Annotated in this window: 11 protein-coding genes; 6 read left to right on the forward strand and 5 right to left on the reverse strand. The window is 70.9% G+C overall.

Going from position 1 to position 14,308, the window contains the following annotated elements; translation table 11 throughout:
• Positions 1–27: 27 nt before the first annotated feature.
• Entirely contained in the window at positions 28–2,103 is a 2,076-nt protein-coding gene (locus OHA68_RS09950) for a xanthine dehydrogenase family protein molybdopterin-binding subunit (RefSeq protein WP_327107351.1), read from the forward strand.
• A 61-nt stretch (positions 2,104–2,164) separates the two neighbouring features.
• Positions 2,165–3,031, forward strand: a complete 867-nt coding sequence (locus tag OHA68_RS09955; RefSeq protein WP_327107352.1) for an AraC family transcriptional regulator — start codon at positions 2,165–2,167, stop codon at positions 3,029–3,031.
• 4 nt (positions 3,032–3,035) lie between these two features.
• On the opposite strand, the gene OHA68_RS09960 is transcribed toward OHA68_RS09955, so the two are convergent.
• Positions 3,036–4,073, reverse strand: coding sequence for an NAD(P)-dependent alcohol dehydrogenase (locus tag OHA68_RS09960; protein WP_327107353.1), 1,038 nt, complete (start codon positions 4,071–4,073; stop codon positions 3,036–3,038).
• Between the two features lie 89 nt (positions 4,074–4,162).
• On the opposite strand from OHA68_RS09960, the gene OHA68_RS09965 reads away from it, so the two are divergent.
• Positions 4,163–4,750 (forward strand): TetR family transcriptional regulator, encoded by a 588-nt coding sequence (locus OHA68_RS09965; protein WP_327107354.1) that lies wholly within the window; start codon positions 4,163–4,165, stop codon positions 4,748–4,750.
• A gap of 15 nt (positions 4,751–4,765) precedes the next feature.
• Here the strand turns inward: OHA68_RS09965 and OHA68_RS09970 are convergent, their stop codons facing one another.
• Positions 4,766–6,199, reverse strand: coding sequence for a protein kinase domain-containing protein (locus OHA68_RS09970; protein WP_327107355.1), 1,434 nt, complete (start codon positions 6,197–6,199; stop codon positions 4,766–4,768).
• Positions 6,189–7,505 carry a DUF4407 domain-containing protein gene (locus tag OHA68_RS09975; RefSeq protein ID WP_327107356.1) on the reverse strand — a complete coding sequence of 439 codons (1,317 nt, stop codon included), beginning with the start codon at positions 7,503–7,505 and terminating at the stop codon, positions 6,189–6,191. Before OHA68_RS09975 ends, OHA68_RS09970 begins: the two co-directional genes overlap by 11 nt.
• Positions 7,506–7,688: 183 nt before the next feature.
• Here OHA68_RS09975 and OHA68_RS09980 point away from each other — a divergent pair, with 183 nt between their 5' ends.
• Genes OHA68_RS09980 through OHA68_RS09990 form a run of 3 tightly spaced genes read left to right on the forward strand, consistent with a single transcriptional unit; the run spans position 7,689 to position 11,948 of the window.
• Positions 7,689–9,095 (forward strand): hypothetical protein, encoded by a 1,407-nt coding sequence (locus tag OHA68_RS09980; RefSeq protein ID WP_327107357.1) that lies wholly within the window; start codon positions 7,689–7,691, stop codon positions 9,093–9,095.
• Entirely contained in the window at positions 9,082–10,062 is a 981-nt protein-coding gene (locus OHA68_RS09985) for a hypothetical protein (RefSeq protein ID WP_327107358.1), read from the forward strand. The genes OHA68_RS09980 and OHA68_RS09985 overlap by 14 nt, the downstream gene beginning before the upstream one ends.
• Positions 10,062–11,948 carry a hypothetical protein gene (locus OHA68_RS09990; RefSeq protein ID WP_327107359.1) on the forward strand — a complete coding sequence of 629 codons (1,887 nt, stop codon included), beginning with the start codon at positions 10,062–10,064 and terminating at the stop codon, positions 11,946–11,948. Before OHA68_RS09985 ends, OHA68_RS09990 begins: the two co-directional genes overlap by 1 nt.
• Positions 11,949–11,952: 4 nt before the next feature.
• Here OHA68_RS09990 and OHA68_RS09995 read toward each other — a convergent pair whose 3' ends face one another.
• Together OHA68_RS09995 and OHA68_RS10000 are read right to left on the reverse strand one after the other, a co-directional pair.
• Positions 11,953–12,657 (reverse strand): IclR family transcriptional regulator, encoded by a 705-nt coding sequence (locus OHA68_RS09995; RefSeq protein ID WP_189138104.1) that lies wholly within the window; start codon positions 12,655–12,657, stop codon positions 11,953–11,955.
• An 85-nt stretch (positions 12,658–12,742) separates the two neighbouring features.
• Positions 12,743–14,254 carry an FAD-dependent oxidoreductase gene (locus tag OHA68_RS10000; protein WP_327107360.1) on the reverse strand — a complete coding sequence of 504 codons (1,512 nt, stop codon included), beginning with the start codon at positions 14,252–14,254 and terminating at the stop codon, positions 12,743–12,745.
• Between the last annotated feature and the right edge of the window lie 54 nt (positions 14,255–14,308).

The following is a 14,308-nucleotide window of genomic DNA, read 5'->3' on the forward strand; positions in this document are numbered from 1 at the left end:
GCGGAGCGCAGGAGAGGAGATCCACCCATGAACGCGGTCAACAGCGTCGGGGTCGCGCGACCCCGGATCGAGGGGCAGGCCAAGGTCACCGGCCGCGCCCGGTACGCCGCCGACAAGCCGATGCGGGACCTGGCCTTCGGCTCGGTCGTGGTGTCCACGGTGGCGCGCGGGCGCATCCGCGACATCGACGTCGCGGCCGTCAAGGACATGCCCGGTGTGCTCGGCGTGATCGACTACCGCAACGCGCCCCGGCTCAACCCGGAGGCAGGGCACTTCTTCGGCCCCGACGGCGGGCTGCAGCTGCTGCAGGACGACGTGATCCCGTTCGCCGGCCGGGCCGTCGCGCTCGTCGTGGCGGAGACTCTGGAGCAGGCCAAAGCGGCGGCCGACGCGCTGCCGGTGACCTACGACCAGGAGCCGCACGACACCGGCTTCACCGCCGATCATCCGAACGCCCGGCCGGCGGCGACGCTCTTCGACGGGCCGGAGGACATCGGCGACCTGGAGGCGGAGCTGGCCGCGTCCGCGGTGGTGGTCGACGAGCGCTACCACACGCCCGAGGAGCACTGCAGCGCCATGGAGCCGCACTCGGCGACCGCGTGGTGGGAGGGTGAGCGGCTGCAGGCCATCGACTCCAACCAGGGACCGTTCTTCATCGCCACCGTCCTGGCCACGCTGTTCTCGCTGGGTTTCGCGCAGGTACGGGTCCGCACCGAGCACGTCGGCGGCGGTTTCGGCTCCAAGGGCCTGTGCGGGCCGCAGCTGGTGCTGGCCACGATGGGCGCGACGCTGTTCCGGCGGCCCGTGCGCGTCACGCTGACCCGCGACCAGGTGTTCCTGATGACCGCGATGCGGCCGGCGACCGAGCAGCCGATCCGGCTCGGCGCCGACGCGGACGGCCGCCTGCGGGCGATCCAGCACGAGCCCGCGTTCGAGCTCTCCCCGCTCGCGGAGTACATCGAGGGCTGCACCGAGCCCACCAAGACGCTCTACGCGGCCCCCGCGATCCGCACCCGGAACACCGCGGTCCCCCTCGACATCCTGCCGCCGTACTCGATGCGCGGCCCCGGCGCCGCGCCCGGGTCGTTCGCCCTCGAGTCCGCCATGGACGAGCTGGCGGAGCGGCTGGGCCTGGACCCGCTCGAACTCCGGCTGCGCAACGAGCCCGCCGTCGGCCCGGTGTCCGGCCTGCCGTTCAGCAGCCGCAACCTGGTCGCGTGCCTGCGTACGGGCGCGGAGAGGTTCGGCTGGGCGACGCGTGATCACCGGCCGCGGACCCGGCGGGAAGGACGCCTGCTCGTCGGCACCGGGCTGGCCGCCACGTCCTTCAGCGTCGGGGCGTTCCCCTCGGTGGCGTCGATCACCGCCGAGGTGGACGGGACCTTCACCGTGGTCATCGCCGCCACCGACCTCGGCACGGGCGCGCGCACCGCGCTGACCGCGATCGCGGCCGACGCGCTGGCGATCGACACCGAGCGGGTGCGGCTGCGCATCTCCGACAGCGAGCTCGGCCCCGCCTGGAGCGCGGGCGGCTCCAGGGGTACGACCTCCTGGACCTGGGCGATCACCGAGGCCGCCGCGCAGCTGCGGGACCGGCCGCGCGATCCGTCGCGACGCGTGACCGTCACCGTCGACACCACCCAGTTGCTCAACGATCTGCCGTCCATGGAACGGCACGCCTACAGCGCGGTGTTCACCGAGGTGACCGTCGATCCGGCGACCGGCGAGGTGCGGGTGCGGCGGCTGCTCGGGATGTTCGCGGTGGGCCAGGTGGTCAATCCGCTGACGGCGCGCAGCCAGGTCATCGGCGGGATGATCGGCGGGCTGTCCATGGCGCTGCACGAGGAGGGCGTGCGCGACCAGGTCTCGGGCCGGCACGTGAACGCGGACTTCGCCGGCTACCACATCGCCGCGCACGCCGACGTGCCCGACATCGAGGCGGACTTCGTACCGGATTATGAGCCCGGGATTCCGTTCGGGATCAAGGGCGCCGGTGAGATCGGGAACGTCGGCACCGCGGCCGCGATCGCGAACGCGGTCTGGCACGCCACCGGGAAGCGGCAGCGAAGGCTGCCGATCCGGCTCGATCGCGTATTGGAGTGATCAGGTTGCCCGGCGCGGTTCGGTGATGGTTTCGTGAGGTGTGCGCACTATCCCCGATTTGGTGAACGAGTGCCGTGACATCGTCGCGGCCCATGCCCGGCCGGACTACACGACGCCGATCGCCGGGCTGACGGTCTCCAGCATCGACACGGTGACACCGGAGCATTCGCTGACCGAGCCGCTGCTGGTCGTCATGTTCCAGGGCGGGAAGCGCATCCTGCTCGACGACCAGGTCTTCGAGTACCGGGCCGGGGACTGCCTGGTCGTCACCGCGAACCTGCCCGTCACCGGGCACTTCCTGGACATCGGCCCGACAGCCCCCTCGCTGGCCATGGCGCTGGTGCTGCGCCCGGCCGCCATCGCCCCGCTGCTGCTGGAGGTCCCGGCCGGACACTGGTCCGGCACGCCGGACGGGCCGCCCGCGATCGCGACCGGCCGGGTCGACGCCGACCTGCTGGACGCCGCGGGCCGGATGCTGCGGCTGCTGGACCACTCCGAGGACGCGCCGGTGCTCGCCCCGCTGATCGAGCGGGAGATCCTCTGGCGGCTGCTCACCGGCCCGCACGGCGCCATGATCCGCCAGATCGGCCTGGCCGACAGCAACCTGTCCCAGGTCAGCCGGGCGATCCAGTGGATTCGTGACAACTACGCCGAGCCCATCCGAATCGCCGAGCTCGCCCGGCTGGCCGGGATGAGCGCGTCCGCGTTCCACCGGCACTTCCGCGCCATCACGACCCTGAGCCCGCTGCAGTACCAGAAGCGCATCCGCCTCCAGGAAGCCCGCTCGTTGCTGGTGGCCCGTGCGGGCGATGTCGTGGGCGTCGCCCATCTGGTCGGCTACGACAGCCCGTCGCAGTTCAACCGCGAATACCGCCGCCTGTTCGGGGCACCGCCCGGCCAGGACGCCGCCCGGCTGCGCGCGGAATAGCCGCTCACGACAGATCGGACAGGTCGAGGACGAAACGGTAGCGGACGTCGTTGCGCCGGAGGCGGTCGAAGGCTTCGTTCACCCGCGCCGAGGGGAGCAGCTCGATGTCGGCGGTGACGCCGTGCTCGGCGCAGAAGTTCAGCATGGCGGCGGTCGCGGCCCGGCCGCCGCTGCCCGCGGAGCTGAGTCTCTTACGGCCGACGAGCAGATCCATCGTCTCGACGGTGACCGGGCCGAGGTGGCCGACCTGGCTGAGCGTCCCGTCCATGGCGACGAGCCGCAGGTACGGGCCGAGGTCGTGGGGTGCGGAGATGGTGTCGATGACGACGTCGAACCGGTCCCGGGCGGCGGCCAGCCGATCCGGGTCCGTGGAGTCGACGAGGTCATGGGCGCCGAGCCGGCGGGCGTCGTCGGCCTTGCCCGCCGATCGACTGATGACCGTGGTGTCGGCGCCGAGCGCCACGGCGAACCTGACCGCGAGATGGCCGAGACCGCCCAGTCCCGCCACGGCGACCCGGCTGCCCGGTCCCACGCCGAGGGCGCGCAGCGGCTCCCAGACGGTGATCCCGGCGCAGAGCAGGGGCGCCGCGGCAGCGGGGTCGAGCCCGGCGGGCAGGAGGTAGGCGAAGCGGTCGCGGACGACGTACTCGCGGGAGTAGCCGCCCAGGGTGGCCGATCCGTCGTGGCGGTCGGTGCCGCCGTAGGTCAGGGTCGGGAACGTGTGGCAGAAGTTCTCCTGGTCGGCCCGGCACATGGCGCACTCGCCGCAGGAGTCGACGATGTTGCCGACCCCGACCGGGTCGCCGACCGCGAACCGGGTGACCTCGGGCCCGACCTCGGTCACCACGCCGGTGAACTCGTGGCCCGGCACCAGGGTCGTCCCGCCGTCATGGGCCTGGACGGCGTGCAGGTCGCTGTGGCAGACACCGCAGTAGTCCACCCGTACGGCTAGGTCGTCGGGGCGCAGGTCACGCCGTTCGACAGGCGTCCGCCGCAGCGCCGTCGCCGGGTCGTCCGCGCCCCATCCCACTGTGGTCCTCATGCCGGCTCCTTTTTATAGACAGAACAGTTGGTCTGTTTCACCGTAGCAGCCAAACAGACCAACTGTTCTGTTTGGGTAGGCTGGCCGGCATGGACGCCCAGCCCCTGACCCCGCGCGGCGCCGCGACCCGCGGTCGCATCCTCGACGTGGCGACCCAGGAGTTCGCCGAGCACGGGATCGCCGGGGCGCGCATCGAGCGGATCGTCGCCGCCGCCCGCACCAACAAGGCGCAGCTGTACGCCTACTTCGGCAGCAAGGAAGGGCTGTTCGACGCCATCTTCTTCGCCTCACTGGAGCGGATCGTCAACGTCGTCCCGATCGACGCCACCGACCTGTCGGACTGGGCCGTACGCCTCTACGACGAATACCTCCGCCGCCCCGACCTCATCCGGCTGGCCACCTGGGCCCGCCTGGAGCGACGCCCGACCGGCCACCTCGTCGCCGAGGCCGACCACCTCAACGACCACAAACTCCACGCCATCGCCGACGCCCAGGCCGCCGGCCTGGTGATCCCGGGCGACCCCTTCGACGTGATGGCCCTGGTCATCGCCATGTCCATGACCTGGTCCCCCGTCAGCAACGTCTACACCGCAACCGCCGACGAACCCCAGGACCTGCACGACCGACGCCGCACCTTCCTCCGCGAAACCGTCAGACGCGCCGTGATGACCACCTGAACGGTGACCGCGGCGTCATGCGAGTCTCCGCTCGACCTCCTCTCTCGTCGTGGGCGGTAGCTGGGACAGCAGGCGGTCGCGGGTGGCGGGCGGGCAGTGTCTGAGCAGGTCGGCGATCGTGGGGGGTGGGAGGCGGGTCAGGAGGCGGGCGGCTGGGGCTTCGGGCATTGTGGCGAGGGCGCGGCCGGTCTGGTGGAGGGCGGTCGTCGCCATCGCTCTGACGGCCGCCGCCGAGTGCCGGTCGTGCATGTGGGCGAGTACCCGGCCTCGGTGGTGGGGGTCCATCGCCAGCACGACGGCCGCCGCCAGGTCGGGTTCGCGTACCTGGTCCAGCAGTCGGCCCGCGCGGTCCGGGAGGAGCATCTGCAGGAGCTTGGCGCAGGCCGCCGGGCGGCGGCACATCTCCTCCACCGCGGCCGTCGTGAACAGCCGCGACCGCTGGGCCAGAAGCGCCGCCGCGTCACCGGGGGGCAGCGCGAGGACCATCGAGCCCCGGTCTGCGGCGTTCGCGGTGGCGAAGGTCCGGCGCACGCGTGGCGGTGCCGCGCCGGTCTCCGGCGAGGGTGGGCCGGTCTCCCGTGGGGGTGTGGGTTTCGCGGCGGGAGGGCGTGGTGGCGGTTGCGCGCGCCCGGTGAGGTGTTCCAGGCGCCGCGTGCGTCCGGCGAGGGGCTCCAGGCGTCGCGCGAGCTCGGCGGCCGTCATGCGGGTGGCCGGGTCCTTGGTGAGGAGGCCGAGGATCGGCGGGCTGAGGCGGTGCGATCGGGTCATCGGGTCGGGGGGCAGGTCGAGGATGGCGTATCGAGTGGCCACGTCGGTGCTCCGGTCGAACGGTGTCCGCCCCTCCACCGCCGTGTAGAGCGTGGCGCCGAGCGACCACAGGTCGGCCGCCTCGCCCGCCGGGGCGCCCCGCAGCCGCTCGGGAGCCATGTACGTCGAGGTGCCGATCACCTGGCCGAGCGTGGTGATGCGCTCGTTGCCCTCGATGGCGGCGATCCCGAAGTCCACCAGAACGACCCCGCCCGAGGAGGTGATCAGGATGTTGTCCGGTTTCACGTCGCGGTGGAGCACCCCCACCGCGTGCGCGGCGATGAGCGCGTCGAGCACCTGCGCGCCGATCCGGGCCACGGCGGGCTCCGGCAGGGGGCCGCCGGCGATCAACCGCCCGAGCACGGCGCCCCGTACGTAGTCCATCACGATCCACGGCCCGTCCGGGGCGTCGAGCACGTCGTGCACCCGGACGATGCCCGGATGGTCGATCCGGGCCAGCGCCCGCGCCTCCTGGTCGGCCCGCGCGCGGAGCTCGGGCAGCCGGCCGACGTCCGCGCGCACCTGTTTGAGCGCCACCACCCGGCCGAGTTTGCGGTCCCGGCCGCGCCAGACCCGGCCCATGCCGCCGCTGCCCAGCGGCGCCTCGATGACGAACCTGCCGGCGACGCGCTCACCAATCATCGTTCAGCCCCGCGTGCGCGTACCGCGCCGAGTCGCCAGGACCGGGCCGGGTGGCCCGGTTGTCGTGCAGGTCGCGCAGCGCCTCGTCCTCGAAGCTCCTGCTCTCGTACGGCTCCTCCGGCGGAGGCTCGGCCGGCCCGCCGGTGTTCTCGAAGATTTCGGTACGGGGCTCGTCGGCGATGAACTGCCTGGTCGGAGCGTCGCGCAGGCCCGGCCGTCGCTCGGCGTCGTGGATCTGGTCGACGGCCGAATTGACCTCCTGCTTCTCCAGTTCGATCAGGATCCGGTCGTAGCTCCCGGGCCGCTGCATCAGCTTGACGACCATCGGCAGGCACTCGATGAGCAGGATGAACAGGAACAGCAGGATCCGCGCCGAGTTGAGCGTCGGGTTGTCCTGGGACACTCTGCCGAGCGACTCCAGGCGCAGCAGCAGGCCGTCGGAGCCGCCGTTCTCGTTGGCGAAGGCGTCCCTGAGCCTGGCCTGCTGCCTGGTCAAGCTGTCCAGCTCCGCCTTGACGACGGGCAGCCCGCCCTGGGCCTGGGCCAGCCTGCTCTGCTTGCCGGCGTCCTGGACGTCGCCGAGTTGTCTCCTGCGCTGCTGGATCTGCCGGTCGATGTCCCGCACCTGACGACTGGCATTGTTGTACGCGTCCTCCGCCTTTTTCGCCAGCGGGCCATTACCTTTTTTGGCGCATTTGGGCGGCCCGACGTACAACTGGCACTGCCACTCCTGGTAGAACGCGTCCCGTTGCCGCACCGCCTGCTTGCGAGAATTATTCAGCTCCTGGATCCGGGGGTCGGCCGCCGGGTCGAGGGCGATTTCGCCGCGCGACGCTATCACCGCTTCCAGATTCGCCGCGGACTTCTCCAGATCGGCTATTCGCTGACCGGTCTCACCACTCTGCTGCGCGCGGGCGAACGCGTCGACCCGCTCCTGCTGGATGTCCACGATCTCGGCGTCGATCTCCGGTTTGAAGATCTGCAGCATCAGCGGCGTGGAGATGACGGCCCCGAGCAGTAACGCGAGAAGCAGGCGGGGCAGGGCGAACCCGAACCGCCGGCCGCCCTCCACCGGCAGGGACGTGACCAGCCAGCGGTCCAGGCTGAGGATCGCCACGCCCCAGACCCCGCCGACCAGGACGGCGAGCGGCGGGAACAGCTTGAGCGCCGAGGCGAGCGCGAACGTCATGGAGACGGCGGCGATGGAGGAGGTGGTGAGAATGGCGCCGCCCAGGCCGTGAAACCTGGCCCGCTCCCCCGTGCAACTGTCCAGCACCTCCGGCCGGGCCCCCGACAAAAGGATCAACCATCTACCGACCATTCGTCACTCCGGAAAGTTTGTTATATCCACTACTCTGCGGGCAATCTACTCACTACCCTAAACAGTCGGCAAACCACTTTAATATAAAACCATAAACCATCGCAAAACGGACTTAATAGCTTTAATCAGCATAAGAACATTCGGACATTGAAGCGGGTGAGGAAACCTTTGAGTAACGTGCTCGCCGAGCTGATCGCTTCCTTCGGGGAACGGCTGGTCGTCGCGGAGATCGACGCCGCCGGGTTACGGATCTTCGAAATCCGCGTCGACGACCTCGGCACCCCCTACCTCACGCGCAGGGCCGCCGCCAAGTGGCCCACCCTGACCGCCTCCGGCGAACAGATCCTCGACGCGGTACGCGGCCTCGCCCGCGAGCTGGTCCCCGCCGAGGAGGCGGACCCGTTCGTGGTGCTCCTGGGCGCCGGCGGGGCCGAGCAGGAGGCGTGCCTGCGCGCGCTGACCCAGTGGCGGCCGTCGGCCCAGGTCGTCGAGGCGCCGGGGACCCCGGTCGAGGGACTGCTGCGTGACCTGATCGCCGACTCACCGCTGCGGCAGGCGTACGACCTGATCGTGGCCAGGGAACGTGCCAAGGACGGCCGGCTCGAACTGGTGGGGCGGCATCTCTTCGATCCCGGCGCGAAGCCAGGAACGACCGCCCAGGTGACCGTGACCTGCACCGACGCGGGCGGCATGCTGCTCGCGGTGTCCGCCTGGACCGGGCCGCTCCAGCCTTCGGGGCTGCTGTCGGTCGACCACGCGCCGCTGGCACCCGGACGGCACTCGCTGCGGGCGGTGCTGGAGCGGCCCGGCGTCGTCCGCTTCCCCGGCATCCCCGGCCTCCAGCCGGACACCCGGCCGTGGGCGGAGGTGACGGCCACGGTGCCGGCTCGGCTGCGGCCCCCGGCCGGGCCCGCGCACCTGGTGTGCGCCATCGAGACGGCAGGCACCGCGGCGGAGTTGGAGGCGCGCTGCCACTGGGCCGGCTGCCTCCTCGACGTCCTCGACGAGCGCTGTCACGACCCGCGACCGCAGGTGTCCATTGTCGGCTACGGCACCCACGTCTTCGGGATCAAGCATCCCAACCACGCCCTGCCGAACGTCGCCGTCTGGTCCGCCTCCCCGGCGCGGGCCCGGATCGCCCTGGAGTCGCTCGAACCCACCGAACCCACCTACCCGAACGCCGCCCAGCTTGAGGACGTGCTCGCGGAGACCAGCACCCGGCTCCTCCCGCAGCCGGCCGACACACGGACGGCGCTGCTCACCATCGGGGCGCGGCCGCCGCACCCCGCCCGCTCCGGCCTCGACCGGGTGCCCCCGTGCCCCGCCCGCTACGACTGGCCGGACCTGCTGCGTGAGCTCGAACAGCGCCACGACCTGAGAAGCGCGGTCATCTGCGACACCCTGCCCACCTCCCCCTCCTCCCCGTGGCACCGGCTCGGCTCGGCCGCGCTGTGCCAGGTGGACGCGGTGAACGTGGACGAGCTCACGATCCGGCTCGGCCTGGTGCTGCCGTCCTCCGCCGCGCTCGTTCTCCCCTTCGTCTCCCAGAATGAGGACTTCGGTGACCGACCCTGACCCCACCTCCGGCGAACCGGAGCACGTCGCCGAGCCCGACATCGCGATGTGGGGCGGGCCGGGAAGCGGCAAGACCGCCTTCCTCGCCGCCCTGAGCATCGCGCTGCTCAAGGCCAGGAGCACCGGCTGGAAGCTCATCGGGGAGAACGCGGTCTCCCGGACGGAGCTCATCAAACTGCGCAGGACGCTGCTGCAGGAGCGCACGTTCCCGGTGCCGACCGAGGCGCTCACCCGCTACACCTGGCTGATCATCGGGCCGCCGGAGGCGCGGCGGAGATGGTGGCCGTGGAAGGCGCGCCGGGGAAAGGCGCCCAAGATCAAGCTCGACTTCCTGGACGTACGCGGCGACCTGTACGCCGAGCCCGAGTCGAACATCGACAAGAAGACCCTGGTCGACAGCCTCGTCAGGAGTCGCGGGCTGATCTACATGTTCGACCCGGACAAGGAGAGCCGCGTCGGCGGCGCTTTCCGGCACCTGGACGCCGCGCTGCAGGAGATCGCCGGGCAACTGCTCACCGGCGACGAGTACCCGGACGGCAAGCTCCCCCACTACATCGCGGTCTGCATCACGAAGTACGACGACCCGAACGTGCTGGGCAGGGCGGTGAACGGCGGGTTCACCGAGCGCCATCCCGGCGACGCGCTGCGGATCCCGCACGTGCCCGAGGAGCGGGTCCGCGACTTCTTCCGACTGCTGTGCCGGGAGGCCTGGGACTACAACGCGGAGATGATCCTCGACCTGATCGAGGCGAACTTCCACGCCGACCGCATCAGATACTTCGTGACCTCGGCGGTCGGCATGTACATCGACGAGCGCGGCCGCTTCGACCCCGACGACTTCCTCAACGTCATCCACAACCCGAACGGCAAGCTGACGATCCGGGGCGACATCCGCCCGATCAACGTCATGGAGCCGGTGCTCTGGCTCGGCCGCATGCTCCGCCCCGGGACGATGAGGAGCGGCTGATGGTACGGCTGACCGCCCACTGGGCGACCCTCGGCAAGCAGCCGGCCAGCCTGGACGACTACGAGGTGATCGACTGCAGCGCGGGGGCGATCACCAGGCGAGACTTCAGGATGTGGCTCAAGGCGTTCACCTCCGGCACCATGGAGCCCAGTGCCCTGCCCCGGGTCGCGACCAGCTACTTCACCACCGGTGAGCTCTGGCTCGGCCTGTCCCTGCAGAAGGAGCCGGACTCCCAGGACGGCTTCCACCGCCCGTACGCGATGACGTACTACGTCTGCGTCCGCTGGGCGGACGCCGCCTCCAGGGTGTCGTACCGGGCGTTGCACGACGCGCTGGTGAAGGAGCACTTCGCCGGCGACGCCCCCTTCGAGCTCTCCCTCCCGGCCTACGACGCGCACCGGCTCGCCGACGCGGTGAACGCCACGGCCCGCCGGGCGGCCGGGCTCCTGCTCACCGGGCGGCCCGTCTGCGTGGTGCAGACCGCCCAGCTCTCCGTGGATCAGCGGCTCGACTTCCTGGACGCCGTGGCGGCGCTCCTTCCGTACGGATTCCGCCACATGCTGGCGGTCTCCACCTGGACCAACAGCGCCACCCAGCACCGGATCCGGCTCTCCTTCGCCGAGGTGGCGCCCACCCATGGCGCGTGGGCGCTGCCCTGGGAGGGCTGCCCGCCGGCCGGCCTTCCTCGCCAGGCGCTGCTGTACGAGCAGGAGCTGAACCGCTACCAGGGCGACGACCTGCGTGAGCTGATGGCGTGGTTCGCCACCTTGACCGAGCCGCGCGACTTCGACGACGAATCCCACTGCGCCGCCGCGATCGACCTGCTCAGAGGCCGGGACGCCACCAAGCCGCACTCCGTCGTGGCCCGGCCGGAGCCCTCGGTGGAGCAGTTGCTGCACCAGTGCCGGGAGAGCATCGCGCAGTCCGACGAGCCGCGGCTGCGCGCCCTCATCCCGCGGCTGCTCCAGCGGGCCGGCGATCAGGTGACCGAGCATGACCGTAAGACCTACCGCGTGCTCGTCAGGGAGAACCCCATCCGCCCGCCCGCCCAGCTCGACGGCTCGGTGCACGTACGGAACTTCTTCGAGTATCTGCTGCGGCTGCTCTACCCGTCGCCGATGCGCGCGGCCGACGTCGAGGAGATGCTGGTCGACCTGGGCGGGCCGGATCGGCACAAAACCCAGCTCGCACGCCCGTTGCGCGCCGCGCTGGCCCGGATCCTGTCCAGCGGCGGTGACCTCTCGGGCCAACTGCTCATCGCGAGCCTGCTCGGCGCCGAGGCGCTGGATCCCATCCTCGACGGCCTGTCGGCCGACGAGCTGCTCCTCGTCGCCGTGCGGGCCCGCAACCGCAAGGTGCTGGACATCGTGCTGGCCGAGGCGAAGGTACGCGCCCAAGTCGCCGATCCGCGGGTCATGGAGTCCATCACCCGTGCGCTGCCCCGGCACCGCTATCTCATCGAGGCGATCGACTCCAGCTGCTCCGCCGAGGAGAGCGTCGGCTACTACCAGCAGGTGCTCGTGCTGGGCCATCGCGCGCAGCTCACCTCGGCCGACATCAAGGAGATCTTCCGGGAGATCGGCCATCCGCCCCCGCCGTTCCAGCTCGCGATCGTGGCCGAGAGCGGGCGGGGGACGGACGCGGCGCTGCTCCGCGCGCTGGCGAACGGCATGCTGCGGGACCTGAACCTGACCGGCCGGCCCATCGCCGATCGCGTCCGGGCCGGCCTCGACCGGGTGACCGCCGCCACGGGCGACGACGGCAGCGGTCGCCGGACGTACCAGCTGGGCTCTCAGACGCTGGTCCCCACCTTGGGGAAGGTGCTCATCGGCGGGGTGATCGTCGTCGTCCTCGTCGCGCTGCTCGCCGTGCGGGTGTGGCTCTGACCGGCTATTCCCGGGCGGTGATCTGCTCCGCTGTGGCGAGCAGGCGTTTGGCGGTGCGCTCGACGTCCAGGTCGACCATCGACACTATGCCGAGACTCGCCTCGAGCGACTGTCCGTCACCGTCGTAGAGCGGCACGGCGATGCCGACCGCGCCCGGCGTCAGGTTGCCGCGCGACACCGCGTAGCCGCGCTCGCGCGCCTCGACGACCCCGGGCGGGTCGTCGGCCTCGGGCGGCCGGGCCAGCATGATGGCCAGGCCGCTGGCTCCCTGGTCGAGCGGATGCCGGGCGCCGCTGCGCTGGGACAGGTGGAAGACCGCGTCGGACGGCTCGACGACCGCCAGCACCACGGCGTCGGCCCCCTCCGACACGACGCACTGCGTGGTGACGCCGAGCTCCTCGGCCAGCGTCCGCAGGTAGGGGACGACCGCGCGCCGCAACTGCGGGTTGGCCTGCCTGGCCAGCTGGATGACGCCCAGGCCGAGCCGGTAACGGCCCGAGCTGCCCTCGGCGGCCAGGCGGTGGTTGCGCAGCGTGGTGAGCAGCCGATAGACCGCCTGCCGGTGCATGCCCAACGACGTGGCCAGCTCCGCGACGGTCATGTCGCGGTCCTCCACGGCGAGCAGCTCCAGCAGTTTCAGGCCCCGATCCAAGGTCTGGGACCCGTTGCCCTGACTCCCGCCGTCCCCGGCGCGATCACCAGTGCTCACGTCAAGCCATCCCTACCGCTGTCGGTTTTCACCACGCGCACGATGCCGATATTGCTGAGGCCCAATGTCATTTGTCGCATGAGAGTCAACTCCCGACGGTCTGGTCGGCTGCGGCATTATGCCCGGCGATCCGGCCGAACGCGAGACATTCGGCGATACTGCCGCCACCTGTCGGATAAAGCAGACCGTGCAAGGATCCTAGCTCACCAGCGGAGTAGAGATTGTCTATCCAACCGCCGTGAATCGAGGCCACCCGCGCTTTCGCGTCACGGCGCGGCCCTCCCACGGTATGCGAGCCCCCCGGCCATAGCGGAACCGCGAAATAGCGGTCACCGCCGAGCGGGGTCAGCGTTCCGGGATCGCGGCCGAAGTCGGCGTCGACGCCCGCCGCGCAGTGCTCGTTGTAGCGGGCGACCGTCTGCTCCAGCGCGACCGGGTCGAGTCCGCAGGCGCGGGCCAGTTCGGGGATCGAGCCGGCCGACTGGATCCAGCCGCGCCGCAGTTCGGCCACGTTGTCCTCGCTCCAGGTGTAGTCCTGCACCGGCCCGGTGGGGCCCGAGTAGGTGGGGACCAGCGTCGCCCGGTCGAAGCGGGTCTGGTCGAATATCCACCACGTCGGAATCCGGGGGTAAGTGAGCTGATCGGCGTCCATCGCCAAAAGCGACAGATGGGCGGCGTGCTGCTTGCCGGGCTCGCCGATGAATCGCCGGCCCGACCCGTCGACGAAGATCGACCCGGGCGGCCGCACGCCCTCGGCCGGTCCGAACCGGCCTGATCCCCACAGGTCAATGCCCGTTCCGCCGGTGTATCCGGCCTCGGGGAATCGCGCCACGAAATGCCCCGGCCAGACATTCATGTGCCACAGGTCCGCGCCGATTTCGGCCGCCATGGTGATGCCGTCTCCGGTGTTGTGCTCGGTGCCGTAGAAATGCACCGGAGTGACCGGCAGGTACTGCGTCTTCAGCCGTTCGCTGGCCTCGAAGCCGCCGACCGCGAGCACGACGCCGCGACGTGCGCCGATCCGCTCGACCCCGTCGGCGCCTTCGATCTGCACCCCGACGACCGCGCCGCGCGAGTCGGTGAGCAGCCACTTGGCCGCCGTGCCGTACCGGATCTCGATGCCGCGCTCGGCGACCAGGCTCCGCAGGAAGCCGTGCATCGGGCAGCCGGTGTAGCCCTCGGGACCGCTCGTGGGCTGCGCCTTGTAGACCCTGATCGACTCGTGACCGGGCAGGGAGGGGTGTTCGCCACGGATGTCCAGCTTGAGGTACTTGCCGCCGTGCCGGTCGAGCCAGTCCGGGTTGGCCGCCGTCTCCTCCGCCCAGGTGCGGATCAGGTCGGGCTCGATCAGGGGCAGCTCGCCGTTGACCGCGTACAGCGCGGAGAGGTACTCCACCGCGCCGTCCACGTCCTGCGGCACGAGGAAGAAGCCGGCGGCGTAACGGCTGTTGGGCCGGTGATCGCCGGCCGCCTGCTTCTCGATGACGAGCACCTCGGCGCCCTCGTCGTGCGCGGTCACCGCGGCGACCGCACCGGCGTCGCCCAGACCGAGCACGACCACGTCGACCGTCCGATCGAAGGGACCGGTGTAATGCATCGCGACCTCCTTAACCGAGCACTGTCCTAACCGAGCACTGTCTTAACCGAGCGC

This window comes from Nonomuraea glycinis, from assembly GCF_035920485.1.
Classification (GTDB): Bacteria; Actinomycetota; Actinomycetes; order Streptosporangiales; family Streptosporangiaceae; genus Nonomuraea; species Nonomuraea glycinis.